This window comes from Sphingopyxis sp. EG6, from assembly GCF_003609815.1.
Taxonomy (GTDB): Bacteria; Pseudomonadota; Alphaproteobacteria; order Sphingomonadales; family Sphingomonadaceae; genus Sphingopyxis.
Genome location: NZ_AP017603.1, coordinates 1,316,198 through 1,341,984 on the forward strand (window position 1 = coordinate 1,316,198; position 25,787 = coordinate 1,341,984).

At 64.1% G+C, this 25,787-nt stretch carries 28 protein-coding genes and 1 tRNA gene; 17 read left to right on the forward strand and 12 right to left on the reverse strand.

All coding sequences use genetic code 11. The features are described 5' to 3' along the window. Positions 1 to 168: 168 nt before the first annotated feature. The 5 genes from SPYCW_RS06530 to SPYCW_RS06550 form a co-directional block, all read right to left on the reverse strand. The gene (locus SPYCW_RS06530; RefSeq protein ID WP_120216113.1) at positions 169 to 1,227 is read right to left on the reverse strand and encodes an IS5 family transposase; all 1,059 of its coding nucleotides are present in this window, start codon (positions 1,225 to 1,227) and stop codon (positions 169 to 171) included. 53 nt (positions 1,228 to 1,280) lie between these two features. Beyond that, on the reverse strand, positions 1,281 to 3,890 hold the full coding sequence (locus SPYCW_RS06535; protein WP_232014857.1) for a DUF11 domain-containing protein: 2,610 nt from the start codon (positions 3,888 to 3,890) through the stop codon (positions 1,281 to 1,283). Between the two features lie 67 nt (positions 3,891 to 3,957). After that, complete coding sequence (locus SPYCW_RS06540; protein WP_120216114.1) at positions 3,958 to 5,034, reverse strand: DUF11 domain-containing protein; 1,077 nt, start codon at positions 5,032 to 5,034, stop codon at positions 3,958 to 3,960. A gap of 73 nt (positions 5,035 to 5,107) precedes the next feature. Beyond that, the gene (locus SPYCW_RS06545; RefSeq protein WP_232014858.1) at positions 5,108 to 5,572 is read right to left on the reverse strand and encodes a hypothetical protein; all 465 of its coding nucleotides are present in this window, start codon (positions 5,570 to 5,572) and stop codon (positions 5,108 to 5,110) included. A gap of 11 nt (positions 5,573 to 5,583) precedes the next feature. Further along, positions 5,584 to 6,585, reverse strand: coding sequence for a DUF11 domain-containing protein (locus tag SPYCW_RS06550; protein WP_120216116.1), 1,002 nt, complete (start codon positions 6,583 to 6,585; stop codon positions 5,584 to 5,586). A gap of 198 nt (positions 6,586 to 6,783) precedes the next feature. Here SPYCW_RS06550 and SPYCW_RS06555 point away from each other — a divergent pair, with 198 nt between their 5' ends. Further along, positions 6,784 to 7,980, forward strand: a complete 1,197-nt coding sequence (locus tag SPYCW_RS06555) for an AI-2E family transporter (RefSeq protein ID WP_120216117.1) — start codon at positions 6,784 to 6,786, stop codon at positions 7,978 to 7,980. Between the two features lie 43 nt (positions 7,981 to 8,023). Further along, a tRNA-Asp gene (locus SPYCW_RS06560) sits at positions 8,024 to 8,100 on the forward strand. Between the two features lie 77 nt (positions 8,101 to 8,177). Here the strand turns inward: SPYCW_RS06560 and SPYCW_RS06565 are convergent. The 4 genes from SPYCW_RS06565 to SPYCW_RS06580 all read right to left on the reverse strand — a co-directional run bounded on the left by SPYCW_RS06565 (position 8,178) and on the right by SPYCW_RS06580 (position 9,857). Further along, positions 8,178 to 8,408, reverse strand: coding sequence for a DUF2842 domain-containing protein (locus SPYCW_RS06565; RefSeq protein ID WP_120216118.1), 231 nt, complete (start codon positions 8,406 to 8,408; stop codon positions 8,178 to 8,180). Continuing rightward, entirely contained in the window at positions 8,405 to 8,998 is a 594-nt protein-coding gene (locus SPYCW_RS06570; RefSeq protein ID WP_120216119.1) for a 5-formyltetrahydrofolate cyclo-ligase, read from the reverse strand. Before SPYCW_RS06570 ends, SPYCW_RS06565 begins: the two co-directional genes overlap by 4 nt. A 219-nt stretch (positions 8,999 to 9,217) precedes the next feature. Continuing rightward, positions 9,218 to 9,658, reverse strand: coding sequence for a cell division protein ZapA (locus SPYCW_RS06575; protein ID WP_120216120.1), 441 nt, complete (start codon positions 9,656 to 9,658; stop codon positions 9,218 to 9,220). After that, complete coding sequence (locus SPYCW_RS06580; protein ID WP_120216121.1) at positions 9,651 to 9,857, reverse strand: hypothetical protein; 207 nt, start codon at positions 9,855 to 9,857, stop codon at positions 9,651 to 9,653. The genes SPYCW_RS06575 and SPYCW_RS06580 overlap by 8 nt, the downstream gene beginning before the upstream one ends. A 168-nt stretch (positions 9,858 to 10,025) precedes the next feature. Here SPYCW_RS06580 and tkt point away from each other — a divergent pair, with 168 nt between their 5' ends. The 5 genes from tkt to SPYCW_RS06605 all read left to right on the forward strand — a co-directional run bounded on the left by tkt (position 10,026) and on the right by SPYCW_RS06605 (position 15,882). Continuing rightward, positions 10,026 to 11,993, forward strand: coding sequence for a transketolase (gene tkt / locus SPYCW_RS06585; protein WP_120216122.1), 1,968 nt, complete (start codon positions 10,026 to 10,028; stop codon positions 11,991 to 11,993). A 37-nt stretch (positions 11,994 to 12,030) separates the two neighbouring features. Next, on the forward strand, positions 12,031 to 13,038 hold the full coding sequence (gap, locus tag SPYCW_RS06590; protein WP_120216123.1) for a type I glyceraldehyde-3-phosphate dehydrogenase: 1,008 nt from the start codon (positions 12,031 to 12,033) through the stop codon (positions 13,036 to 13,038). 17 nt (positions 13,039 to 13,055) lie between these two features. Continuing rightward, on the forward strand, positions 13,056 to 14,252 hold the full coding sequence (locus tag SPYCW_RS06595; protein ID WP_120216124.1) for a phosphoglycerate kinase: 1,197 nt from the start codon (positions 13,056 to 13,058) through the stop codon (positions 14,250 to 14,252). A 78-nt stretch (positions 14,253 to 14,330) separates the two neighbouring features. Further along, positions 14,331 to 15,221, forward strand: a complete 891-nt coding sequence (locus SPYCW_RS06600) for a fructose bisphosphate aldolase (protein ID WP_120216125.1) — start codon at positions 14,331 to 14,333, stop codon at positions 15,219 to 15,221. Then, positions 15,190 to 15,882: an O-methyltransferase gene (locus SPYCW_RS06605; protein WP_232014859.1), complete on the forward strand. Its 693-nt coding sequence runs from the start codon at positions 15,190 to 15,192 to the stop codon at positions 15,880 to 15,882. Before SPYCW_RS06600 ends, SPYCW_RS06605 begins: the two co-directional genes overlap by 32 nt. On the opposite strand, the gene SPYCW_RS06610 is transcribed toward SPYCW_RS06605, so the two are convergent. Beyond that, entirely contained in the window at positions 15,879 to 16,280 is a 402-nt protein-coding gene (locus SPYCW_RS06610) for a hypothetical protein (RefSeq protein ID WP_232014860.1), read from the reverse strand. The genes SPYCW_RS06605 and SPYCW_RS06610 overlap by 4 nt on opposite strands. Positions 16,281 to 16,315: 35 nt before the next feature. Here SPYCW_RS06610 and thiE point away from each other — a divergent pair, with 35 nt between their 5' ends. From thiE to SPYCW_RS06630, 4 genes are all read left to right on the forward strand, one after another. Continuing rightward, positions 16,316 to 16,963: a thiamine phosphate synthase gene (thiE, locus tag SPYCW_RS06615; RefSeq protein WP_120216127.1), complete on the forward strand. Its 648-nt coding sequence runs from the start codon at positions 16,316 to 16,318 to the stop codon at positions 16,961 to 16,963. A gap of 298 nt (positions 16,964 to 17,261) precedes the next feature. Next, positions 17,262 to 19,220 carry an OPT family oligopeptide transporter gene (locus SPYCW_RS06620; protein ID WP_120216128.1) on the forward strand — a complete coding sequence of 653 codons (1,959 nt, stop codon included), beginning with the start codon at positions 17,262 to 17,264 and terminating at the stop codon, positions 19,218 to 19,220. Positions 19,221 to 19,327: 107 nt separating this feature from the next. After that, positions 19,328 to 19,891, forward strand: a complete 564-nt coding sequence (efp, locus tag SPYCW_RS06625; RefSeq protein ID WP_120216129.1) for an elongation factor P — start codon at positions 19,328 to 19,330, stop codon at positions 19,889 to 19,891. A gap of 98 nt (positions 19,892 to 19,989) precedes the next feature. Next, entirely contained in the window at positions 19,990 to 20,808 is an 819-nt protein-coding gene (locus tag SPYCW_RS06630; protein ID WP_120216130.1) for an inositol monophosphatase family protein, read from the forward strand. Between the two features lie 24 nt (positions 20,809 to 20,832). On the opposite strand, the gene SPYCW_RS06635 is transcribed toward SPYCW_RS06630, so the two are convergent. After that, positions 20,833 to 21,144 carry a hypothetical protein gene (locus SPYCW_RS06635; protein WP_120216131.1) on the reverse strand — a complete coding sequence of 104 codons (312 nt, stop codon included), beginning with the start codon at positions 21,142 to 21,144 and terminating at the stop codon, positions 20,833 to 20,835. Further along, positions 21,141 to 21,623 (reverse strand): YbjN domain-containing protein, encoded by a 483-nt coding sequence (locus tag SPYCW_RS06640; protein ID WP_120216132.1) that lies wholly within the window; start codon positions 21,621 to 21,623, stop codon positions 21,141 to 21,143. The genes SPYCW_RS06635 and SPYCW_RS06640 overlap by 4 nt, the downstream gene beginning before the upstream one ends. A gap of 228 nt (positions 21,624 to 21,851) precedes the next feature. Between SPYCW_RS06640 and SPYCW_RS06645 the strand changes: the two genes are divergently transcribed. Genes SPYCW_RS06645 through SPYCW_RS06670 form a run of 6 tightly spaced genes read left to right on the forward strand, consistent with a single transcriptional unit; the run spans position 21,852 to position 25,784 of the window. Further along, the gene (locus SPYCW_RS06645; RefSeq protein ID WP_120216133.1) at positions 21,852 to 22,226 is read left to right on the forward strand and encodes an NADH-quinone oxidoreductase subunit A; all 375 of its coding nucleotides are present in this window, start codon (positions 21,852 to 21,854) and stop codon (positions 22,224 to 22,226) included. Next, entirely contained in the window at positions 22,223 to 22,777 is a 555-nt protein-coding gene (locus SPYCW_RS06650; RefSeq protein WP_120216134.1) for a NuoB/complex I 20 kDa subunit family protein, read from the forward strand. Before SPYCW_RS06645 ends, SPYCW_RS06650 begins: the two co-directional genes overlap by 4 nt. Further along, positions 22,777 to 23,691: an NADH-quinone oxidoreductase subunit C gene (locus tag SPYCW_RS06655; RefSeq protein ID WP_120216135.1), complete on the forward strand. Its 915-nt coding sequence runs from the start codon at positions 22,777 to 22,779 to the stop codon at positions 23,689 to 23,691. The genes SPYCW_RS06650 and SPYCW_RS06655 overlap by 1 nt, the downstream gene beginning before the upstream one ends. 35 nt (positions 23,692 to 23,726) lie before the next feature. Beyond that, positions 23,727 to 24,944, forward strand: coding sequence for an NADH-quinone oxidoreductase subunit D (locus tag SPYCW_RS06660; RefSeq protein WP_172595569.1), 1,218 nt, complete (start codon positions 23,727 to 23,729; stop codon positions 24,942 to 24,944). After that, positions 24,944 to 25,123, forward strand: coding sequence for a hypothetical protein (locus SPYCW_RS06665; protein ID WP_120216137.1), 180 nt, complete (start codon positions 24,944 to 24,946; stop codon positions 25,121 to 25,123). Before SPYCW_RS06660 ends, SPYCW_RS06665 begins: the two co-directional genes overlap by 1 nt. Further along, on the forward strand, positions 25,116 to 25,784 hold the full coding sequence (locus SPYCW_RS06670) for a complex I 24 kDa subunit family protein (RefSeq protein WP_120218154.1): 669 nt from the start codon (positions 25,116 to 25,118) through the stop codon (positions 25,782 to 25,784). The genes SPYCW_RS06665 and SPYCW_RS06670 overlap by 8 nt, the downstream gene beginning before the upstream one ends. Positions 25,785 to 25,787: the final 3 nt, after the last annotated feature.

Below are 25,787 nucleotides of genomic sequence, written 5' to 3' on the forward strand. Positions count from 1 at the left end.
GGTTTCGATCGTCTGGGCACCTCGAAGAATGCGGCTTTAGACCGGCGCTGACCGCATAGCAGGTATCCGGCGGTAGATGGTGCCAATTTTATCTCGTTCGCTGCCCTGATTGGGCGTCATTTCCTCTTAGATCCGACTGATTTCGGCTCGGATCTTGGATTTCAGGCACTATGCGGCCCTGAGCGTGCCTCTCTCGAGAACGACCAGACGGCGCATATTATAAGCCAGGTTCTGCATGCCGATCTTCGCCGTTGCGCGGACGATGCCGATGGTCCGCACCAGCTTGCCGCCCATGCTGGTATGCTGGTTGCCGAACACATGCTCGACCCGTGCCCGTACCGATGAACGGGTTTTATTCGCCGCTTCCTGCCGCGCGGTGAGCGGCTTGCCGCGGTGCCCCCGGTGATGGATCCGGCTCTTAAACCCGCGCGCGGCAAGCTTCTCCTCGGTTTCCTTGCTGCGATAGGCGCTGTCGGCCCATACGGTGCTGGCGGTGTTGGCGGGATCGAGCAGGTCATCGAGCTTCTGGCTGTCGTGAACCGAAGCGCTCGTCACGCCATAGCGGCGCACCAGCTTGTGCCGCCGATCGATGCAAACATGGTTCTTGTAGCCGAAGTGCGAGCGCCCGTGTTTCTTCGTCCAGCGCGCATCCTTGTCCTTCTGCCGGTTCTTCGCGGGCTGCTTTTCCCAATCCTCGGGAGTTTCGCCCGCCTTCACCTTCGCGTTGTCATCGCGCGAGTTGCGCTGGCGTGGTGCCGCAACGATGGTCGCGTCGATGATCTGCCCGCCCATTGCCAGGTAGCCTTTGGCCTTGAGGTAGCCGTCGAACAGGTCGAACAGCTCCTCCACCGCGCCCGCCTTCGCCAACGCCTCACGATAAAGCCATAGCGTCTTGGCATCGGGCACCGCGTCCGCCAGGCCCAGCCCAACAAAGCGCATGAACGACAGCCGGTCGCGCAACTGGTACTCCATCGCCTCGTCCGACAGGTTGTACAGCGCCTGGAGCACCAGCACCTTGAAGATCAGCACCTCGTCCCACGGCTTGCGGCCCGCCGCACTCTTGCGCTCCGCATCCGTGCGCCGCAGCCCGCCCTTGATCAGCGCGGCCTTCAGCTTCAGGCGGAACAGCTCGAACGGCACCGCCGCCCCCAACGCCACCAGCGGATCACCATGGGCGTCCAGGCCCGCATACCGGTTCTCAAGGTCGAAAAATCCAGGCTGACCCATCTCAAAATCCCCTCGTCACCGCGCTCCCCGCGCGACAAACTCTGAATCCGATTTCAGGCCACGAGGGAAGCCCCATTTTTCGAGGTGCCCGTCTGCTTGCGCACCACCTTGTCGTCGCGGAAGATGAAATCCACCGCCAGCGTTCCCGACGCGGTCGTCGGTTCGAGTTCGATATAGGCGATACCGTCATCGCCATCGATTTTCCACAGCGGCTGGGCGCGCTCGAGCCCGGCGAGCTGGCGCGCCTGCTGCGCATCGGCCTCGACCGCCGGATAATAGGGGGCAGGGACGCTGAAATCGCCCGTCAGCCCCGCGCGCACGGGCTTGCCGTCGCGATCGGTCAGCCGCACCGCGATCACCGGGCGCGTCACGCCGTCGGCGACCAGCACCGAGCGTTCGCGTACCAGACTGGCGCGCATCGGTGTGATCGAATAGTGAACATCGCGCTCCAGCGTCGCGATGATAACGCCGTTTACATCGTTGACCTCGGCGATCAGGCGGTTTTCGCCCTCGCGAATTTCGAGCCCGCGCCACAGGCTGACCGCGACGCTGCCGTCGGCGGACTTGCTGGTGCCTTCAAAGGTCAAAGGATCGGCGGCCTTGCCATTGACGCGCAGCGTCACCGTCTGACCCGGCGCGTGCTTGATCGCGGCGCGGATCGCCTTCGAGCGCGGATTGTGATCGGTCGCGGGAAATAGCCATTCGATGCCGGGGGTTTGTCCAGCCAGCCAGTCGCGACCCGCCCCGGCAGCCTCGGGGTCGCTGAGGACCACAGGCGCCGCAACAGCCGAGGTTTTAGCCGCTGCGCGCGGCGCGCTGGCGACGGCGCGGAAATCGGCGCGCTTGAGCGCTCCGCCGCGGCCTTCGACAAAGCGCGAGATGGCACTGCCCGCGCTTTGCGTCGATCGGGCGCAATCGATTGCGCTGCGATCGAGCGGCAGCGTCGACGGATCGATCTGGACGACGTGGAGGCCGGGGCGTACGCCTTCGAAGTGATAGCGGCCATCTTCGTCGGTGACGGTGTAGCTGCCGTCCTGGAGCATCACGCGGACGCCTGCGATGCCGTCGGCCTTGCGCGGATCGACCGTGCAACCGCCGTCGGTGATGCGCCCGATGATCGTCATCCGGTCGCCAAGCTGGTCGCGTTTGATCGAGATCGTCGCCTCAGCAATGTTGCTCGCTGCACCGCGGTTATCGATGGCCGAGGCGCGGTTGAGCGCGTTGCCAGGCTGCGCCGAAACGATGACTTCGGCCAGATAGGTCAGCAAAACGGTCCGCGATGCGCCGATGCTGGGCACCACCACGCTGAATTCGCGGCCGTTGGCGGCGACATTGGCGGTCGCCCGCACGCCGTCGATGCGCACGGTATCGGCGCGCAGGCGCATGCCGGGTGGCAGGACGTCGCTCACCGTCACGGCGCCGGTGTTCCGCCGCGCGTCGCGGTTCGCGACTTCGATGCGGTACTGGATCACGTCGCCGGGCACCGCGACCTGCGTCGAGGTCGTCTTGCGCAGCACCAGCGGCAGGCCGGGCTGATCGACCGGAATATCGACGCGCACCGGGGCAGGGCTATTCAGCGTGAGGGGATTGCCATAGCTGGCGCCGCTGATTTCGAATGGCAGGCCGTCGTCGGGACGGCGAAATCCCGCCAGATCGGCAGGATTCGAGGTCGACGGCGCGGTGAACGGCGACGGCGGCTGGACGATCAGGCGATAGCTTCCCGGCGCTACGAACGGGAAACGATAGTCGCCCGGCGGGAAATTATAGGTCGTGCCGCCCGAATCGGTGACACTCTGTCCCGTGATCACGCTGGACGGGTAGGCGGAAATGCCGTCGTCGCCGAAAACCTGCGCAGGCTGGCCCGTCGCGGCGTCGACGATCGTAACGCGGCTGCCCGGAACCGGCGCGCCGTCGCCGCTATCGAACACGATTCCGAAGGGATCGACGAGGAAGTTGATCGTCGCCAGCGCGACCAGACTGGCGTTCGCCTGGTCGGTGACGCGCAGCGACAGCGCTGCGCCCGGATTGACCGACAGGCGGCAGTCGCCCGGCGCGACGGCGGGCGGGACGCCGATAGTGTTAATAAACCCGACGAATTCACCGCTGTTGTTGGCCGTTTCCGTCAGCGTAATCTGCTCACGGTCGCCATTTTCAAGCTCGAGCACGACGTCGAGCGTGTCACGCGCCTGCGGATCGGCATTGGCCGATGCGAGCGTGACCCCGACGACGAGCATTTCGCCGGCGCGGAAATTGTCGGTGCTTTGCAGCGACGCAGGGGCGGTCGAAATGCCCTCATAAACCCCGCTGAGCGGGATCGTGCTACTCGTGCTGCCGAGGCTGGTGCTGCTGTTCGCGATGCCGCTGCCCAAGGCGTTGGCGATGGGGCCGCCTGCACGGCTGCACTGGGTCGGCGCGAGCGGCACCGATTTGTTGCCGCCGCCATTGGTCAGGCGGTATGTGGTAATCGTCGGCCGTTCGGGGGGACGCGGCGCCACGGTGACATCGACGCGGTTCGACAGCGCCTGACCGGGATTCCCGTCATGCGTCCACTGCGCTGAAGCGGTGTTCGTGATCACCTGCGCTTCTGCCCGGGGAACCGCAGGCAGCAAGGCTGCCGCGACCAGGGCGGTCACAAGGCCGAAATATTTGGTTCCGAGTGCCATGATAACCCCGAATGGAGCAGCGGGAGGCGGTTCTTGGGCCGCACCCGCTGCTCTATCGGTTCTCCGATCAGTTGACCGTCGCGCGGAAGACGAGCGTGCTCGTGGCGCCCGCTGCGATCGATGCAATCGTGCCCGACACGTTGGGTGCGGTGTAACTGCCGCCCGCGGTGCCGTTGAAATCGCACGTGCCGCTGGGTACGGTGCCCGTGTAGGTACCGCCGAGCAGGATCGAACTCGGAATGTAGGTCAGCTGGCCTGGCACGGCATCGTTGATGACCACCGAGCTCGCAGCCGCAGCGCCTGTATTGGCGACGGCGATGCAATATTCGACAACTGCACCCGGGATTAGCTTCGGATTTGTCGTGCCGTTGAACGGATCCGAAATCACGCGGCTGCTCTTGGCGACGGCAAGCGTCGCCGTTTGCACCGTATAGTCGTCATTGTCGCTGTGCGAACCATCGCGCGCGGCGTCGCCGGTCACGCCCGCGATGTCGGCGAAGACCGTGTCCTTGCCCGCCGTGTTCGCTCCGGTCGTTTCGGTAATCGCAGCGCCCTGGGTGCCAGCCGTCCCGCCTTCGCGAGCGGTGGCGCGCAAGGTAACGCCGGCGACGGCATTATTGGCGAGCCCCGCCGGAATGTCGGCGACGACGAACAGGCGGATCGCGGTATCGACGACCAGTTCATCGACGAAACCGGTGAGCAGGGTATCGCCCACGTCCCAGCTGCCAACCGTACCGGTTACCGTATTATCACGGTAAATCCGTACGTTGGTGGCGTTGAAGGTGTCGGTCCCACCGTGCGCGGCGGTGCCGCCGACGATCTGCGACGCGACGAGCGCGAAATCGAGCGTTTCGTTCGAGCTGTTGGTCAGCTGGAACGTCGTGACGGCGTTCGTCTGCCCCGGCACGACGTTGGTCGTGACCGTGCCGACTTCTTCGACGAGCAGGTTGATCTTGCGGTCGACGGTGAAATTGTTCGACGCCGACTGCTGGCCCTGCGCAACGCCACCGACCTGATAGTCGACGGTGGCGGTATTCGTGATCGTGGTACCCGCGGTCGTCCCGGCAGCAAGTGCCGGGGTGGCGGCGAGACTTGTGATCGCCGCCAGACCGATGATGCCCACGGTGTTCAGCTTGCTGGTCATAGCTGAGCTCCTTGGCTTTGGTCGATTGCCGTTTCCCCACCGCTGGCAATCATTAAGCGGTTATTTTAATTCACTATTTTACGACTCCTCGAAACATCAGCTTGCCGCTGGCACCCGCCGGGATCGGCTTTTGAAAGGCCCAGCGGATGTGCGTGACATCGTCCGGCTGCGCGGCGCGGCGGGTGCCGTCGGCCATCGTCACCGTGAGCTGATCGAGCTGTCCCCAGCCACGACCGCCATCGATCGAGACGAGCGGCTTGGTATCGCCCGCATCGGCAAAGCGAACGGCCGCGGGCAGGGGGTTGGTGATGACAAATTTGTCGGCGGGCTGAGCGCCCGCGTTGCGATAGTTCAGCACGAAGACGAGCCGGTCGCCCGGAACGACAACCTTTGGTTCTTCGAGCAAAATCCGCTGCTTACCTTGCGCGTCGGTGCTGACGCGCTCGACAAACACGTCGTTGGCGAGCGCCACCTGGTTGGCGGCGAGCGCCTGACCCGGCAAAAGCGCCGCAAAAAGCAGGAAAAGGGCGGTGCGCATGCGCATCTCCATCAATCGATCGTTGTACGGAAGGTGACGGTGCGGGTCTGGCCCCCGGCAACCGTGCCGAGCGCGACGTTGATCCGCGTGCCATTATAGTCGCCCGCGTCGGCATCGACCGCGTCGGACTGCGCGACGCCGCCAAGCGTGATCGAGCCCGCGACATAGCTGGTGTCAGCGGGGATATTGTCGGTGATCGCCAGCCCGCTGACCGAGCCGCTGCCCGCGACGGTCGCAACAATCGTGTAGGTGATGGTTGCACCGGGAATCGGGTCTGCGGTGCCGAGCGTGTTGGTCACGACGGCTGATTTCACCAGCGTGACGGTCGCGGCCGACACGATGAAAGCGCCTGCATCGGTGCCATCGGCGCCGGTCGAGCCGACAACGGCGTCGCCGCCGCCTTCGCCCATGCCGGCAAAGCTGTCGCCCGGATCGCCGGTGCCGGTTACCGCGGCCGCAACCAGGCTGACGATCCCGCGGTTGCCGTCGACGACGGTTCCCGGCGTCGTCGCGACGACAAACACCGTCACGCTTTCGTCGGGATCGAGCTCAGGATCGTTGGCACCCGGCGTGTAAAGCGTGTCGGTGCCTGCGTCGAACACGCCGTCGCCATTGTCGATGTAGATTTGGGTGACGACCGGGTCGTAATTGTCCCCGCCAGCGTTGGCGATCGTGCTCAGCACGAAGTTTTCGACGCCATTGCCGTTATTGGTGACCGAAAAGGTCAGGACCTGTCCGGTCGCGCCCGGGGTGGTCGGTACATCCGCCGGGTTGCTCGAATCGACGGTGACGTCGAGCAATTCGTCGACGAGCAGGTCGACCTGGTTCGAATTGATCGTCGTCGAACCGCCGCCTGTGTCAAAGCTGGCCGAGGCGGTGTTGCTGATCGTCGAGCCGGCACGCGTTCCGGCGGCTTGCGCCTGCATCGGCAGCGCGAGCGCGGCCAGCAGGGCGATGGCTGAACAAGAGGGTAGAAGCTGATGCTTCGCGCCCCCCACAGGCGCTTTCATCATCACTTTGACTCCGAAGTGGTCGGTCCTTGGAGCCCTCAGTCGACGAAAAAGGGTAATTTACGGTTAAAAAGCAGCGAGAAAGACGCGTTCTGCCCCAGAAGGAGACAGGTGCCCGGCGCGATTCGTCGCAAAACGGGGCGGCTGGCGCAAAATGCAAAGCACGCGTAAGAAGAGGCGGTTAACGCAAGGAGGCATGGGGTGGCGGACGATCGGGGGAGCAGAGACGCGCGCCCGCGTTCGAACCCTCTCCATCAAATCGAGGTCGATGATTTTCGCCGCGATAGGCTGCTCGCGGCGCTTACGCTGATCTTTGGCGCGAGCTTCTGTCTGGGGTTGCCCTTTGCCCTGCAGCACGGCGCAGAGTTTTTTCTGCCACTGACCGCTGCGATCGTGATCGCGATCGCGTTGGTGCCGTTGCTCGAATGGCTCGAGCGGCGCGGCGTTCCGTCGGCGCTGGCGGCGTTTCTTTCGCTTACCGGGTTTCTGATGCTGATCAATGCCGCGCTCGCGATCATCGTCGTCCCCGCGACGGGCTGGTTTGCGCGGCTGCCCGATTCGATCCCGCGGATCCAGAGCAATCTGGCGCCGCTGATCGATTTTTATTCGACGCTGCAAAGGTTTGTCGACCGCACATTGTTGTCGATGGCGAGCGGGAGCGAGGCTACGGCGCAGGCGGTGGCGGCGACGGCGCCAACATCGGTGGTTGACTATTTCATCTCGGCGGCGCCGTCGGCCGCGATCCAATTGTTCTTTGCCGTGCTGGTCATCTTTTTCTTTCTGTCGGGATGGACGCGCCTGCGCAAAGGCACGATCCGGCGCCGTGGCAGCTTCGATGGCGCGATGCAGACGGCGCGGGTGATCCAGAATGTCGTCGACGCGACCGCCGATTATCTCGCCACGATCACCTTGATCAATGCAATCCTGGGACTGTCGGTCGCGCTGCTGCTGTGGGCGCTTGGCATGCCTTCGCCCTTCATGTGGGGCGGCATCGTCTCGCTATGCAATTTCGTGCCCTATGTCGGCCCGATTGTGGCGGCGATCCTTCTGGGCCTTGGCGGGTTGATGACCTTTGATGCAGTCGGACTGGCGTTGCTACCCGCGCTGTTGTTTATCGGTGTCCACACTGTGGAGGCGAATCTGATCACGCCGTTGGTCCTCGGCAAGCGGCTGACAATCAACCCCTTGCTGATTCTGGTGTCGCTCAGCTTCTGGGGCTGGGTATGGGGCGCGCCGGGAGCGCTGCTCGCGGTGCCGCTGCTGCTGATTTTGCAAACGGTGTTGCAATCGACCGGGACGCCCGATCTCGCGGGATTCCTGTTCGAACGCGGCACGTTGACGACGGTCGACGAGATGCGCGATCGATTAAATCGAAGCCAATCCGAAAGGGACGGTTGACAGGTCGGGGCGAGCGCCATATTGGCGCGGCTCCCAAGCGCACGCGGGTGTAGCTCAGTTGGTTAGAGTGCCGGCCTGTCACGCCGGAGGTCGCGGGTTCGAGCCCCGTCACTCGCGCCATTCCTTGTCTTTCGGGACGGAATGGTACCGCGGCTTGGAACTATTCCATCACCGGAAATCTGGAAATGGCGCGGCTGTCAGTCGCGCCATCTCCCCAATTCCATCCATCGCAGCAGCGGCTTGAGCGGCAGGATCCACACGATCCCCGCGACCAGATAGAAAATCGCCTGAACCAGCACCGGCCAGGCGCCGATCCATGGCGACAGGCTGACGACGATCGCGGTCCACCCGCCGATCAGCGCGAGGATGAGGAACATGCCCGCGGGCTTGCGCCAGCTTGGTTGGGGGTTGGCCGGATCCTCACTCACAAACGATCTCCACAAAGGATAAATTCCTGTTCGGTCAATATCGCGTCGAGCGCGACGTCGGTCGATTCGCGCGGCGTAGCGTCGATTTCCTGCACCGACCAGCCGATACCGACCCGCAGCACGTCGGGATGCGCGGCGAAATAGCGATCATAATGACCGCCGCCCTGGCCGATGCGGCCGCCTTGGCGGTCGAAACCGACCAGCGGGCAAAAAATGAGGTCGGGTTCCACCCCCGGCGCATCATCGGCGGGCTGCCGAGTTCCCCACGGCCCCTTTTCCAGCGCTTCATCGGGCTGCCAGCGCCGAAAATCCATCGTATCGACGCGCGCGGCGTGGTGCGGCAGCGCGAGCGCGCCTGCCGTCGCGAGCTCGCCGAACATCGGCAGGATGTCGGGTTCGTCGCCCCACGCGGCATAGGCGCCAACAATGGCATGGCGGGCGAGCAGGTCCGAAAGCGATGCGGGTAGCGCGCGAAACGCCGCAAACTGCGCCATCCCGTCGAGATTCGCGGCGAAATGCTTGCGGCGAAACCGCAGCTTTTCTCGCAATTTCTGCTTTTGAAGGACCAGATCGGCGGACAAGTCGGTCATCGCCTCCTGTGAAACCTGGTCGATCGGTTGGCGGGACCGCCGAGGTCGTTTGCTGGAAGATCCTCTGACGCCAGTAACGTCAGGTGGGGACCATGTACGTCGGACCAGGGTCCGGGCAGGGACAGCCCCCTAGGATGATGTATCGCCTCAGGGATTTTCGCAAAAGCTCGTGCCGGGCAGTACCCGCCGTCCCTTATGTAGGGGTGCGGGCGCCTGCGCTCAAGAGATTTGCTCGACTTTCGTCGCCAAGGCCTCGATCCGATCGGCGATCTGCAGCAGGGCGCGATCATGGGCCGGCTTCGCGGACGCGGCCGCCGGGGCCGAGCGCAACGCTTCGAGTTCTTTCAGCGCCGCCTGTTCGCGCGTCACCGCAGCGCGCAGTTCATCGCGCGCCGCAGCTTCGCGGCTTTCGGCCAGCGCGACCGCCGCGCGCAGCGAATCGGACTGCGGCTCGGCCTTGTCGGCCTTGCCCCTGGCTTCCTGGGCATCGTCGGCGAGCATCAGCGCGGCGAACAGCAGCTGACGAACTTCGGTACCGCCCTGAATTCCGCGAGCCTTTTCGTCGACGACCGCGGCGAGCTGGAGCAGCTGCGCTTCCTCTCCGTCGGCACAATGAACGTCGTAGGGACGTCCGGCGATCATCAGCTTGACATCAGCCACGGTCGGCCTCCGCTATCAATCGGTCGAGTTCGCCGATCACCGCGGCGACTTCGGCCCGGAGCGCCGACTGGTCGGCTGCCGGGGCCGCTGAAGCGGATGGCGGCTGCTTTGGCGGATTGGCCAACGCCTTTTCAATGCGACTGAGCGCGCGTTCGATGCGGCCGATGGCCAGGCTGGATTCGTCGAGGTCGAGTTCCATGCGCGATGGGTAGCAGCGCGGGCAGGGGGGTGCAATTGCCCTGTCGGTCCAAAATGCGCCGATTTTCCGTTCGCAGCGGTTGACTCCTGACCCCGCCGCCGCAAAGGGCTGTGCGCATCCAGTCGGGCCGTAGCGTCCGGCGCCTGCCCAGCCATTTCCGGGGGACAAATGACACTGCCCGAACGTCAGCTCGCCAATGCCATCCGCGCGCTTGCGATGGACGCCGTTCAGGCCGCAAACAGCGGCCATCCGGGGATGCCGATGGGCATGGCCGACGTCGCGACGGTGCTCTATTCGGACTATCTGAAATTCGATCCAAGCGACCCCAAATGGGCCGATCGCGACCGATTCGTGCTGTCGGCGGGGCATGGTTCGATGCTCGCCTATGCGACGCTGCACCTCGCGGGCTATGCGCGGCCGACGATCGACGACATCCGCAATTTCCGCCAGCTGCACAGCCCCTGCGCGGGGCATCCGGAGAATTTTGAGCTCGAGGGCGTTGAGACCACGACCGGGCCGCTGGGGCAGGGGCTGGCAACGGCGGTCGGCATGGCGATCGCCGAGCGGCACCTCAACAGCCTCTATGGTGACGATCTGGTCGACCACCGTACCTGGGTGATCGCGGGTGACGGCTGTCTGATGGAAGGCATTAATCACGAAGCCATTGGTTTGGCGGGTCATTTGCAGCTCGGGCGCCTGGCCGTGCTGTGGGATGACAACAAGATCACTATCGACGGGGCGACCGATCTGTCGACGAGCGAGGATATTGCGGCGCGCTATGCCGCGACCGGCTGGCATGTTGAAAGCTGCGACGGGCATGAGCCCGCCGACATTCGCCGCGCGATCGATGCGGCGCTTGCCGATCCGCGGCCGTCGCTGATCGCGTGCCGGACGATCATCGGCTTCGGTGCGCCGAACAAGCAAGGCACGTCGGCAACGCACGGTGCGCCGCTGGGTGCCGACGAGATTGCCGCGTCGCGCAGCGAACTCGGCTGGACCGCCGAACCTTTCGACGTTCCGGCCGACATAGCGGCGGCGTGGGCGGCCTTTGGCGAGAAGGGCAAGGTTCTTCATTCCGGATGGAATGATCGCCTTGCAAGAAGCGAAAAGAAAAAGGAATTTGAAGATCGCCTGAGCGGCAAGATCGTTCCGGGCGATGCCTTCAAGACCTATCTCGACGGGCTGGTGGCTGAGCCGCCGAAGGTCGCGACACGCAAGGCTTCGGAGAACACGTTGAGCGCGCTGACTGCCGATATTGCCGCTCTCATCGGCGGCAGCGCCGATCTGACGGGTTCGAACAATACCAAAACGTCGTCGACCAAGCCGCTGACGAAGAATGATTATTCGGGGCGCTACATCTATTACGGCATCCGCGAATTCGGCATGGCGGCAGCAATGAACGGCATGGCGCTGCATGGCGGCATCGTTCCTTATGGTGGCACCTTCCTCGTCTTCGCCGACTATTGCCGCGCCGCGATCCGGCTGTCGGCGCTGCAGCAGCAGCGCGTCGTCTATGTGATGACGCACGACAGCATCGGGCTCGGCGAGGACGGCCCGACGCACCAGCCGATCGAGCATTTGCAGTCTTTGCGCGCGATGCCCAACCTGCTCGTGATGCGCCCCGCCGATGCGGTCGAGACCGCCGAGTGCTGGGCGCTGGCGCTGGCGCAGGAAAGCCGCCCGTCGCTGCTCGCGCTGACGCGTCAGAACCTCCCGCCGCTGCGTCATGACGTCACGGAAAATCTTTGCGCGAAAGGTGGTTACCGCCTGCGCGAAGCCAGCGCCGACCGCAAGGTCGTCCTCGTCGCGACCGGCTCCGAAGTTTCGCTTGCGGTCGAGATTGCGGACAAGCTCGAGGCCGCGGGCCATGGCACCGACGTCGTCTCGATGGTCTCGACCGAATTGTTCGACGAACAGGACGGCGCCTATCAGGATGCGATCCTGCCGCGCGACGCGCTGATCGTCTCGATCGAGGCGGGCGCGACCTTTGGCTGGGAACGCTACACCGGCCGCGACGGCCTCCGCTTTGGTATCGACAGCTTCGGTGCCTCGGCACCGATCGACGATCTGTACAAGCATTTCGGCCTGACCGCCGATGCGATCACCCCCCAGATACTGGCAAAGCTCGGCGCGTAACGACCGGGCTTCCATTCGCAGAAAGGACTTCATCGACATGGCAGTGAAAGTTGCAATCAACGGTTTCGGGCGCATCGGCCGCAATGTGGCGCGCGCCATCCTCGAACGGACCGACCACGACCTCGAACTCGTGTCGATCAACGATCTGGCCGACGCCAAGGCGAACGCCCGCCTGTTCCAGCGCGATTCGGTCCATGGGCCGTTCAATGGCACGATCGAAGTCGACGGCAATGACCTGATCGTCAACGGCAAGCGCATCCAGGTCACCGCCGAACGCGATCCCGCCAAATTGCCGCATGCCGCCAACGGCATCGACATTGCGCTCGAATGCACGGGCTTCTTTACCGACCGCAAGGGCGGCCAGGCGCATCTCGACGCCGGTGCCAAGCGCGTCCTGATCTCGGCCCCCGCCAAGGAAGTCGACCTCACCGTCGTTTACGGCGTGAACCACGACAAGATCGGCGCCGAGCATGTGATCATCTCGAACGCGTCGTGCACCACCAACTGCCTCGCGCCGATGGCCAAGGTGCTGCATGAAAAGATCGGTATCGAGCGCGGCCTGATGACCACGATCCACGCTTATACCAACGACCAGAAGATCCTCGACCAGATCCACTCCGATCCGCGCCGCGCCCGCGCCGCCGCGATGTCGATGATCCCGACCAGCACCGGTGCGGCGGTCGCCGTTGGCCTCGTCCTGCCCGAGCTCAAGGGCAAGCTCGACGGCTCGTCGATCCGCGTTCCGACCCCGAATGTCTCGGTCGTCGACCTGACCTTCACCCCCAGCCGCGACACGACCGCCGACGAGGTCAACGAGCTGCTGAAGGAAGCCGCCGAGGGCGAGCTCAAGGGCGTGCTCGGCTTCACCGACGAGCCACTCGTTTCGATCGACTTCAACCACGACGCGCACAGCTCGACGATCGACAGCCTCGAAACCGCGGTGATCGACGGCAAGCTGGTGCGGGTGCTCAGCTGGTACGACAATGAATGGGGCTTCTCGAACCGCATGATCGACACCGCAGGTGTGATCGCCAAGTTCCTCTAAACCAAAGGAAAGCAGCGATGACCGCGTTCAAGACCCTCGACGACATCGGCGACGTCACCGGCAAGAAGATACTGGTGCGCGTCGACCTCAATGTCCCGATGATCGACGGTGCGGTCGGCGACAAGACGCGGATCGAAGCGGCGATGCCGACGATCCGCGAATTGTCCGACAAGGGCGCGATCGTCCTGCTGCTGGCGCATTTCGGGCGGCCGAAGGGCGCGAAGAACCCGACGCAATCGCTAAGCCTCGTCATGGGCGGGGTCGAGGATGTGCTCGGCCATTCGGTGATGTATATTCCCGAAGCGGTCGGCGAAGGCGCCAAGGCGGGCATCGCGGTGCTCGCCCCCGGCGACGTTGCGGTGCTCGAAAACACCCGCTTCTATCCCGGCGAGGAAAAGAATGATCCGGCCTTTGCCGACGCACTGGCCGAGATCGGCGACCTTTATGTCAACGATGCCTTTTCGGCGGCGCACCGCGCCCATGGTTCGACCGAAGGCATTGCACGCCGGCTACCTGCTTATGCGGGACGCGCGATGGAAGCCGAGTTGAAGGCGCTCGACGCCGCGCTCGGCAATCCGGTGCATCCGGTGGCCGCGGTTGTCGGCGGCGCCAAGGTGTCGTCGAAGATCGACGTGCTGCGCAATCTGGTCGGGCAGGTCGATCATCTGATCATCGGCGGCGGCATGGCGAACACTTTCCTCGCCGCGCGCGGGGTCGATGTCGGCAAGTCGCTTTGCGAGCATGACCTGGTCGAGACCGCCAATGCGATCTTCGATGCCGCGGATGCCGCGGGCTGCACCATTCACCTGCCTTACGACGTCGTGGTGGCGAAGGAGTTCGCGCCCAATCCGCCGACGCGGACGGTCAATGTGCATGAGGTGGCTGCCGACGAGATGATCCTCGACGTCGGCCCGGCCGCGACCGAAGCACTGGCCGATGTGCTCAAGAACTGCCGCACTTTGGTGTGGAACGGCCCGCTCGGCGCGTTCGAGACGCCGCCGTTCGACGCCGCCACCGTCGCGCTCGCGAAAACCGCCGCGGCGCTGACGCGCGAAGGCTCGCTAATCTCGGTTGCAGGCGGTGGCGATACCGTTGCCGCGCTCAACCACGCCGGGGCGGGCAAGGACTTCACCTTTGTTTCGACCGCTGGCGGCGCCTTCCTCGAGTGGATGGAAGGCAAGCCGTTGCCGGGCGTCGACGCGCTCAAAGCCTGATTTTTCGGCGCATTTGCATCCCGGTGTCGGGATCGCTATGCGCCCCGCACCATACGTATGCAAACCCACGGAGACGTTATGACCACCGCCAATGCCGCCATGCTGGAGCAGATCAAATCGGGACAGGGCTTTATCGCCGCGCTCGACCAGAGCGGCGGCTCGACGCCCAAGGCATTGAAGGGGTACGGCATCGAAGCCGACGCCTTCTCGAACGATGAGGAAATGTTCGCGCTGATCCACGACATGCGCAGCCGCATCGTTACGGCGCCCTGCTTCAACGGCGACAAGGTGATCGGTGCGATCCTGTTCGAGCGCACGATGGATGGTGACGCGGGCGGCAAGCCGGTTCCGGCGCTGCTGTGGGAACGCGGCGTGGTGCCGTTCCTGAAGGTCGACAAGGGGCTCGAGGACGAAGCCGATGGCGTCCAGCTGATGAAGGCGAACCCCGGGCTTGACGATCTGTGCAAGCGCGCGGTCGCCAAGGGGGTGTTCGGCACCAAGATGCGCAGTGTGATCAACCTCGCCAACGAGGCGGGCGTCAAGGCGATCGTCGAGCAGCAGTTCGCCGAAGCGGCGCGCATCGCCGCGCACGGCCTCGTCCCGATCATCGAACCCGAAGTGAACATCAAGAGCGCCGAGCGCGACGCCTCGGACCGTCTGCTGCTCAACGAAACGCTCGCCGCGCTCGACGCGTGGAACGGCGCGCCGGTGATGCTGAAACTGTCGTTGCCGACCGAAGCGGGGCTGTTCCAGCCGCTCGTCGATCATCCAAAGGTGCTGCGCGTCGTTGCGCTGTCGGGCGGCTTCGCGCGCCCCGAAGCTTGCGCCGAACTGGCCAAGAACCCGGGCATCATCGCGAGCTTTAGTCGCGCCTTGCTCGAAGACTTGCGCCACCAGATGAGCGACGACGAGTTCAACAGCTCGCTCGGCGGCGCAATTGACGAAATTCACGCGGCCTCCGTGGCCTGAAGTGATGGGAGAGGGGTGGCAAGCCGTCGATAACTATATCGTCGACAAATTGCTCGGCGCCGACGACGCGCTTGCCGCCACTCTCGCCAACAATGCGGCGAACGGGTTGCCGCCGATCGACGTGTCGGCCGCTCAGGGCAAGATGCTGTTCTTGCTGGCGCAGACCGCGGGTGCGAAAAACATCCTCGAGATCGGAACGCTTGGTGGTTATTCGACAATCTGGCTGGCGCGCGCGCTGCCTGAGGGCGGCCGCTTGGTGACGCTGGAGCTCGAGGCACATCATGCCGGTGTCGCCCGGGCCAATCTGGAACGCGCCGGCGTCGGCGGGCTGGTCGACATTCGAGTGGGGCCGGCAAGCGACACCCTCGCCGCGATGACCGGCGAAACGGCGTTCGACTTCGTGTTCATCGATGCCGACAAGCAAAACAATGTGCATTATGTGCGCGAGGCAATCCGGCTCGGGCGCCCCGGAACGACGATCGTCGTCGACAATGTCGTGCGCGAAGGCGGGGTGCTGGACGGTGACAGCGGCGACGAACGGATCGTCGGAACACGCGCGCTGTTCGACATGCTGAGCGCCGAACCGCGACTCGACGCGACGGCGGTGCAGACCGTCGGCGCGAAAAAGTGGGACGGGTTTGTGCTGGCGCGGGTGCGTTAAAGTCCGCCCGCGAAACGGAATGAGAAGCGATAATCCTCCGGCTTCAGCTCGACGTTCGTCATCCTGTCGGGCCGCACCGATTCCAGCGTGATGCTCCCGTCGGCAAGCGGCGTCGCTTCGCCCAGCGTTACTTCGAACGGCTGCTGTTCGCCGTTGCCGCGAATCCACAGCATCTGCACCCGCACGCGCCCGGCCCAGATGCAGCGGGCGTTCATCGGGCAGCGGCTGTCCTCCAGCACTGCGACGGGCTGAACGATCGGCCCATCAGCATAGGCGCGCTCGCCGAGCGCGACGTCGCTGGCATCGGCGAGCGGCGCCGGATCGCGCGTCGTGGCGCATGCCGACAGCGCGAAAGCGGCGGCCAGAAGGAGAGGGGTAAGGCGATGGCGGTTCTGCATTTGCGGGTTCTTGAGCGCATCGCTATGAACCCGCCATGACCCAAGTGACCCGCATTCCTTGCCAGCTCTACCTCATCTCGCCGCTTGATGTTGGCGGCGATTTTCCGGGCCAATTTGTGGCCGCGCTCGATGCCGGGCCGGTTGCCGCGTTCCAGTTTCGGGTGAAGGGGCTCGATCAGCACGAAGCGGCACGCCTGGCCGAGCCCTTGCAGGCGATCTGTGCGGCCCGCGACGTCGCGTTTATCGTCAACGACGATGTCGCCCTGGCCAAGCGATTGGGCGCCGATGGTGTGCATCTGGGGCAGGGCGACGGCGATCCCAAAGGGGCGCGGCGCGAACTGGGGCCGGGCGCCCAGATCGGGATCACCTGTCACGCCAGCCGCCATTTCGCAATGGAAGCGGGCGAGGCCGGGGCAGATTATGTTGCCTTTGGGGCGTTTTTCCCGACCACCACCAAGACCGTCGAACATCACGCGGATCCCGAGATCCTGGAATGGTGGCAAAGCATGTTCGAATTGCCCTGCGTCGCGATCGGCGGGATCACTGCCCAAAATGCGCGCGAGCTGGTCGATGCCGGCGCCGATTTCCTCGCGGTATCGGGCGGGGTATGGGCGCATCCCGATGGCCCGGCGGCAGCAGTGCGGGCGTTTACCGCGCTGCTGAAAGATCAGCCGGCAGGATAATCACGTCCCGGCTTCTTGGGCATTTCGGCGGGCGGACCGGGTGAAACGCCATCCTTGCGCCAGCCAAACAGGCCGGCGCAAGGCGCTGGGCGGTGCGGTGGTACGGCACCGCTGCCGCGTGGTCGGGGCGTGACGTGGGAAAGATCGCTACTCATCATGCCGCCGATATGCCGCGAACCAATGCCTCCATATTGGATCGATACGTCAAATCGGCTTCGGTTCATCGCTTTTCGGCTGGCCCAAATTTGGACTTGCGCAAGGCGGGGCGTGCCGCGAGACAGCGGGCGGGGAGAATGACATGACCGACAGCACCACGACGAGGACACGCGGGCGCGAACTGACGATCCGTGCGATTATTCTTGGCGGCGTGCTGACGCTGATGTTCACGGCCGCGAACGTCTATCTGGGGCTGAAGGTCGGGCTGACCTTTGCAACCTCGATCCCCGCCGCGGTAATTTCGATGGCGCTGCTGCGCTATATGGCGGGGTCGACAATCCTCGAGAACAACATCGTCCAGACGATCGCCAGCGCCGCGGGTACGCTGGCTGCGATCATCTTTGTGCTGCCGGGGCTGGTGATGGTCGGCTACTGGCAGGGCTTCCCCTTGCTCGAAACCACCGCGATCACGATGCTCGGCGGCATTTTGGGCGTGCTGTTCTCGGTTCCGCTGCGCCGCGCGCTCGTCGTCGATTCGGATCTGCCTTATCCCGAGGGCCGCGCTGCCGCCGAAGTGCTGCAGGTCGGCGCCGCCAGCGCCGAAGGCGCCGCGGAGAACAAGGCGGGCTTGTCGGCACTCCTGTGGAATTCGATTGTCGCTGCCGGTTTCACGCTGCTGACCCAGATGAAACTCGCCGGCGCAGAAGTTGCGCGCTGGTTCGCGGTCGGCAGCGGCGCGACCGGGATTGCGGGCGGGCTCGCCTTTGCGCTGTTCGGCGTTGGCCATCTTGTCGGCCTGTCGGTGGGTATGGCGCAGCTCGTTGGCCTGGTCACCGGCTGGTGGGTCTTGCTGCCGATCCTGACGCAGGGCGGGGTGGGCGACGCTGAAACGCTGGCGAACACCGTGTTTCGGGCCGATGTGCGCTTCTTTGGCGCAGGGGTAATCGCGGTTGCCGCGATCTGGACGCTGATCAAGATCGCCAAGCCGGTGATCGGCGGCATCCGATCGGCAATGGCGGCCAGCCGCGCGCGGCAGGGCGGGCACGCGCTGGCGATCGAGGAACAGGATATGTCGATCGGCTGGGTGTTCGGCGGATCGCTGTTCCTGATGCTCCCGATCAGCATCCTGCTCTCGGCCGAACTGTCGGGAGGACCGCTCGCCGGGGCGTCATTTGCGCTGATCGCCGGCGCGATCCTGTTCATCATCATCGTCGGGCTGATGATCGCGTCGGTCACGGGGTATATGGCGGGGCTGATCGGCGCGTCGAACTCGCCGGTGTCGGGGATCGGCATCCTTGCAATCATCGCTTCGTCGCTGCTGCTGCTCGGCCTCCTCGGTCGTGGCGGCGGCGAGGCCGAAGTCAACGCGATGGTCGCTTATGCGCTGATCGTCACCGGGCTGGTGTTCGGGATCGCGACGATCTCCAACGATAACCTTCAGGACCTGAAGACCGGCCAGCTCGTCGGCGCGACGCCGTGGAAGCAGCAGGTCGCGCTGATCATCGGCGTGATTTTTGGCTCGCTTATCGTGCCGCCGGTGCTCAATGTGCTCAACGAAACGGTCGGATTTGTTGGCGCCCCCGGCGCGGGCCCGAATGCGCTGGCCGCGCCGCAGGCGGGGCTGATCTCCTCGCTCGCGCAGGGCGTGCTCGGCGGGGACCTCAACTGGACGATGCTGGGTTACGGCGCCCTCGCCGGGGTGGGCTTCATCATCGTCGATGCGCTGCTCGGCCGCGCAGGCAAGCTCCGCCTGCCGCCGCTCGCGATCGGCATCGGTATCTATCTGCCGATGGCGGTGATCCTGCCCGTGGTGATCGGCGCCGTCGGCGGCTGGTTCTACGACCGCTGGGCGGCGAAGCGTCCGAACGCGGGTTTCGCGCACCGCATGGGCGTGCTGACTGCGACGGGCATGATCGTCGGCGAAAGCCTGTTTGGTGTCCTTTACGCTGGTATCGTCGCGGGCAGCGGCAGCGATGCACCGCTTGCCGTCGTCGGCGACGGCTACGCCCCCTATGCGCCGTGGGTCGGGCTGATCCTGTTCGTCGGGCTCGTCTGGCTCAGCTATCGGCGGACGCGGGCCATGGTTGTCGCCACGGCCTGACACGCGGCTTGCCCTTCGGCGCTGGCGCGGCTAAAGGCGCGCACCTGATAGCGGTGTCCGGCGGGCGCGGCTTTGCTCTTTCCATCCTTGTCTAGTGAGTGTGCGCGATGAAGATCACCGGCGTTGAAATCCGTCCCGGCAATATCCTCGAATATGAAGGTGGCATCTGGAAGGTTACCAAGATCCAGCATACCCAGCCGGGCAAGGGCGGCGCCTATATGCAGGTCGAAGCCAAGAATCTGATCGACGGGCGCAAGCTCAACAACCGTTTCCGCAGCGCCGACACGGTCGAAAAGGTCCGCCTCGACACCAAGGATTTCCAGTTCCTCTATGCCGAGGGCGACGATCTGGTGTTCATGGACAAGGATACGTTCGAACAGATCAACATTTCCAAGGACGTCGTCGGCGAGGCGCATGAGTTCCTGCAGGATGGCATGGACGTTGTGCTCGAACTTTGGGAAGAGCGCCCGATCTCGGTCGAACTGCCCGAAACGATCGAAGCAACGATCGTCGAGGCCGACGCGGTGGTAAAGGGGCAAACGGCTTCGTCGTCGTACAAGCCCGCGATCCTTGACAATGGCGTTCGCGTGATGGTGCCACCGCACATCACCAGCGGGACCAAGATCGTCGTACATGTGTACGACCGTGAATATGTTCGCCGCGCCGACTAAATAACGCCGCCCCCGCGAAGGCGGGGGCCGCTATCGGCGTAGCGCAAGGTTGCTTGCGGCCCCCGCCTTCGCGGGGGCGACGCGTTGGAGATCGAACAATGGCCGTATCCGGCATCATCACCGTCATGGAGCGCGCTGCGCGCAAGGCCGGCACGAAGCTGCGCCGCGACTTCGGCGAGATCGAGCATCTGCAGGTTTCGCAAAAGGGGCCGGCCGATTTCGTGTCGAAGGCCGATCAGGCCGCCGAGCGCACCCTCTACGACGAACTCGGCCGCGACCGTCCGGGCTGGGGCTTTGTGCTCGAAGAGGGCGGGGTGATCGAGGGCGAGCCGGGCAAACCGCGCTTTATCATCGACCCGCTCGACGGCACGTCGAACTTCCTCCACGCGATCCCGCAATTCGCGATTTCGATCGCGGTGCAGGAACCCAAGCCCGGCGGCGGCTGGGGCGACATCACCTCGTGCCTGATCTATCAGCCGGTGACCGACGAAAGCTATTGGGCCGAGCGCGGCCGCGGCGCGTGGCTGCACGACCGCCGTCTGCGTGTGGCGTCGCGCCGTCACCTCAACGAATGCCTGATCGCGACCGGCATTCCCTATATGGGTCATGGCGATTTCGCGCAGTGGAGCCGCATTTTCGGCGCCGTCGCTCCTGAAGTCGCGGGCATCCGCCGCTTTGGTGCCGCCAGCCTCGACCTCGCATGGGTCGCCGCAGGGCGTTACGACGGCTTCTGGGAAAGCGACCTCAAGGTCTGGGACGTCGCGGCGGGCATGCTGCTCGTCCGCGAAGCCGGCGGCTTCGTCAGCGATTTCCGCGGCGGCGACCGCGCGATCGAGCGCAGCGAATTCATCGCGGGCAGCGCTGCCGTGCATTCGAAGTTGCAGAAACTGGTCGCGGGCGCGCTGCGCAACGCGTGATCACCATCGGCGCATCCGGTCGCGTTAAAGAATCTCGAGAACGCGGCCGGATGCGATTTGCCGCGGTCCCGCGCAGAGCCGGAATTCTTGACCGACTGTGAGCGACAAATTTCCAGTAAATGTCATCACCGAAAGCCGCACTTTTCCGGATTTGCCAAAAAACATAGGCTGATCGCAGGCTTTGATGCGTCCGGGATAAAAGACATTATTCACCAATATGCTGGGTCCCCAGTCGGCCGTGATCGGCTTGCCTCGCATTTCGGCGCCAGGGTCGACGTCAAACGTCACAAACGCGATCAGGTCATACCCTGTATCCCGATCGGGATGCTCGCTCACTTCTCGAACACATATTCGCGGAAGCTGTCCATGAGCGTCGCCCAGGTGTTGAATGTCTCGCCGACGTTTTCGCGCGGGATGCCCGCAAAATCGAGATCGACGTCCATTTCGAGCACGGGATCGCCTTCATCATCCCGGTAGGCACGCGCAAAGCGTTTGTCCTTGTTCCACTTGTTCAGCTTTTCCAGCGACACGTCCTTGGCGTCGCTGAAGCCCATATAATATTGCAGCGTCTTGCATTTCTTGCCCTCGTCGCAGTTCATGAACAGGACGAGGAATTTGAGGCCGTTGCGGTTGCTTTCGATATAGGGGTCGTCACCCGGCTTGGCGACGATCGTCGCGGGCCAGCCCTGCGACTCGACGATCGCCTCGATCGTTGCCGGATCGGTCGCATTGACCAGTTCGGCGTGCGCGGGCGTCGCGGCAAGCAGGGCGGATGCGCCCAAGGCAAGCGCTGCGCGCGTGGCAAATGATCTCATGAAACTCCTCCCTGCATGAACCGCCGTCGAATTCGCCCCGAAAGCGCTCAATTAACCCCAATTCGTGCGGCGTATCACAGCGATAGGCGCTGCCGCCAGCGGCGTTTGTGCTTTTGGTCACTCGGGGCATGAAAATCATGCCCGCAGCGCTTGCGACGGGCGGCGGGCTGGCCTAAAGCGCCCGCATAACGGGTGGCAAACACCTCTAAAACAAGACTGCGAGCTCCCATGGTCGATCTGACGCAATATTTGCCGATCCTGATATTCCTGGTCATTGCGGTCGGGCTGTCGTCGGCGTTCGTGTTCCTGCCGATGGGCGTGGCGCGGCTGACCGGGGCGCACAAGCCCGAGCCGGCGAAGCTGACCGAATATGAATGCGGCTTTCCCGCGTTCGAGGATGCGCGCAGCCAGTTCGACGTCCGCTTCTATCTCGTCGCGATTCTGTTCATCATCTTCGACCTCGAAGCGGCCTTTCTCTTTCCCTGGGCGGTCAGCCTGGAGGAGATCGGCTGGGCCGGTTGGGCCACGATGATGATTTTCCTCGCCGAACTCACGCTCGGCCTTGTGTACGCGTGGAAAAAAGGCGCGTTGGATTGGGAATGAGCACGTCCAGCATCATCATGCCCGGCCAGATGCCGGTGGCTCCCGGCACGAATCCGGACCAGAGCTTTTTCGACGACCTCAACAGCGAGGTCGGCGACAAGGGCTTTCTCGTCACCTCGACCGAGGATCTGTTCAACTGGGCGCGCACCGGCTCGCTGTGGTGGATGACCTTTGGGCTCGCGTGCTGCGCGGTCGAGATGATCCACGTCAACATGCCGCGCTATGACATGGAGCGTTTCGGCGTCGCGCCGCGCGCGTCCCCGCGCCAATCGGACGTGATGATTGTCGCGGGAACGCTGTGCAACAAGATGGCACCCGCGCTTCGCCGCGTGTACGATCAGATGTCGAACCCGAAATATGTGATTTCGATGGGTAGCTGTGCCAATGGCGGCGGCTACTACCACTATAGCTACAGCGTCGTGCGCGGCTGCGACCGCATCGTGCCGGTGGACATCTATGTTCCCGGCTGCCCGCCGACCGCCGAAGCCCTGCTCTATGGCGTGATGCAATTGCAGCGGAAAATCCGCCGCACCGGGACGATCGAACGCTGATGGCCCATCCTGCTCCCCTCGTTGCGCCGCAGCCCACGCTTGCGGCAGCGCTCAAGGCGTTGCTCGGCGCCGACTTGCTTGCGCATGATTTCGCTGCCGACGAAGACAGCATCACCGTCGATCGGGCCGCGGTCGCCGGGGTGATGATCGCGCTGCGCGACAATCTCGAATATCAGCAGCTCATGGAGATTGCCGGGGTCGATTACCCCGACCGCGCCGAGCGGTTCGAGGTGGTCTATCACCTGCTCAGCGTGACGAAGAATCATCGCCTTCGCGTGCGCGTATCGACCGACGAGGCGACGCCGGTGCCGACGATCGTACCCGTGTGGCCGAACGCCGGCTGGCTCGAGCGCGAAGTGTTCGACATGTATGGCGTGCTGTTCGCGGGCAACCCGGACCTTCGTCGCATCCTGACCGACTATGGGTTCCAGGGGCATCCGCAGCGCAAGGACTTCCCGCTGACCGGCTATACCGAGCTGCGCTACAGCGAAGAGGACAAGCGCGTCGTTTATGAGCCGGTGAAGCTGGCGCAGGATTTCCGCAACTTCGACTTCCTCAGCCCATGGGAAGGCGCCGACTATGTGCTGCCCGGCGATGAAAAGGCTGGCGGGACCGGCGAAGCGCCCGGTAAGGGCGCGCCCACGCCGATGACGTCGAAAGAGGTCAAGGCCGCGGACGACAAGGCGAAGGCGCCGCCGCCACCGACCCCGAAGACCACCGAAAGCCCGGCGCAAACGGGCGCGGGTGCCAAGGTCAACAAGGCCGCGGCAAAGACGAGCCGTGAGGGCGCGAAGGCGACGACGCGCGCCAAGGCAAAGACTCCGGCAACGAAGAAGGCCGAGGCTCCCGCCAAGACCAAAGCTCCGGCCAAACCGCGCGCGCTGCGCAAGCCCAAAGCAGGAGGTGACGCATGACCGACGCTCCTCAGGTCAAGCACCACGGCAGCGACATGTTCGAAGGCTATCCTGTCGACACCGCGAACACCGCGGGCGATCAGGCGGTTACCAATTACACGATCAACTTCGGCCCGCAGCACCCCGCGGCGCACGGCGTGCTGCGCATGGTGATGGAGCTTGACGGCGAGATCATCGAGCGCGTCGATCCGCACGTCGGGCTGCTCCATCGCGGCACCGAGAAGCTGATCGAATATAAGACCTATCTGCAGGCTTTGCCCTATTTCGACCGGCTCGACTATTGTTCGCCGCTCGGCATGGAGCACAGCTATGTCCTCGCGATCGAGAAATTGCTCGACCTCGAAGTGCCCGAGCGCGCGCAATATCTGCGCGTGCTGTTCGCCGAGCTGACGCGCATCTGCAATCATATGCTCAATATCGGGTCGCACGTCATGGACGTCGGCGCGATGACCCCGAACCTGTGGGTGTTCGAGCTGCGCGAGGATTGCCTCAACTTCTTCGAGCGCGCCTCGGGCGCGCGGATGCACAGCGCCTATTTCCGTCCGGGCGGCGTTCATCAGGATGTCCCCGAACGCCTGCTCTACGACATCGGCGAATGGGTCGAAAAGCGGCTGCCGAAGCTGTTCGGCGACGCGATGAGCCTCGTCATCGACAACCGCATCTTCAAGCAGCGCAACGTCGATATCGCGACGGTGAGCAAGGAAGACGCGCTGGCTTGGGGTTTCTCGGGCCCGATGATCCGCGGCAGCGGCATTGCATGGGACCTGCGCAAGTCGCAGCCCTATGACGCCTATGCCAAGATGGAATTCGACATTCCCGTCGGCACGCGCGGCGACTGCTACGACCGCTTCATGGTCCGCGTGCAGGAAGTCTATCAGTCGGCGCGCATCATCCTGCAGTGCCTGCGCGACATGCCGACCGGCCCGATCGCCAGCCTCGACCGCAAGGTCGTCCCGCCGAAGCGCGGCGAGATGAAGCAGTCGATGGAATCGCTGATCCACCACTTCAAGCTCTACACCGAGGGTTTCCACGTCCCTGCGGGCGAAGTCTATGTGGCGACCGAAAGCCCGAAGGGCGAATTCGGCGTCTATCTGGTCAGCGACGGCACCAACAAGCCGTATCGCTGCAAGATCCGCCCGACGGCGTTTTCGCACCTTCAGGCGATGGATTTCATGTGCAAGGGCCACATGCTCGCGGACACCACCGCGATCATCGGCGCCATTGATGTGGTGTTCGGGGAGTGCGACCGGTAATGCTGCGCGAACTCGCCATTCTTGTCCTGGTGCTTGCAGGCTTTGCGTCTGCGGTCGCGGCCTATCTTGCCGCGTTCCATGGCGAGGTAACGATAAAGGAAGTCGTCTCGACCGCATTTGCCGCGACGCTCGGCATGTATGTCGGACGCTATATTGAACGAGGTCTGGCCCGTGGCTGACGCACCCCAAATCCCTGACGAAGCCGAAGTCCGTGCGCGCTGGGGCGCTTTTGCGTGGACGGCGGAAAATGCCGAGAAGGCGAAGGCCGTCATCGCGCGCTATCCCGCGGGGCGTCAGCGCTCGGCGGTGATGCCTTTGCTCGACCTCGCGCAGCGCCAGGTCGGTGCCGAAACGCAGACGCAGGGCTGGCTGCCCGTGCCGGTGATCGAATATGTCGCCGCCGAGCTCGATATGCCGTTCATGCGCGCCTATGAGGTCGCGACCTTCTATACCATGTACAACCTCGTGCCCGTCGGCCGCTATCATGTGCAGGTGTGCGGTACGACGCCGTGCCTGCTGCGCGGCTCGGACGATGTCATGGCCGCGTGCAAGAACCGCGGGATGGTGAAGGGCAAGACGACGCCCGACGGCCTGTTCACGCTGACCGAGGTCGAGTGCATGGGCACCTGCACCAACGCGCCGATGGTCCAGATCAACGACGATAATTACGAAGACCTCGATTTCGACAGCATGTCGCGCATCCTCGACGACCTGGCGGCGGGCAAGCAACCCAAGACCGGTACGCAGAACGCCAATCGCCATACGAGCGAGCCCGAGGGCGGACCGACGACGCTGAAGGAAATGGTGTCTTCAAACCACGACTATCGGAAGGAGTGGTAAGCC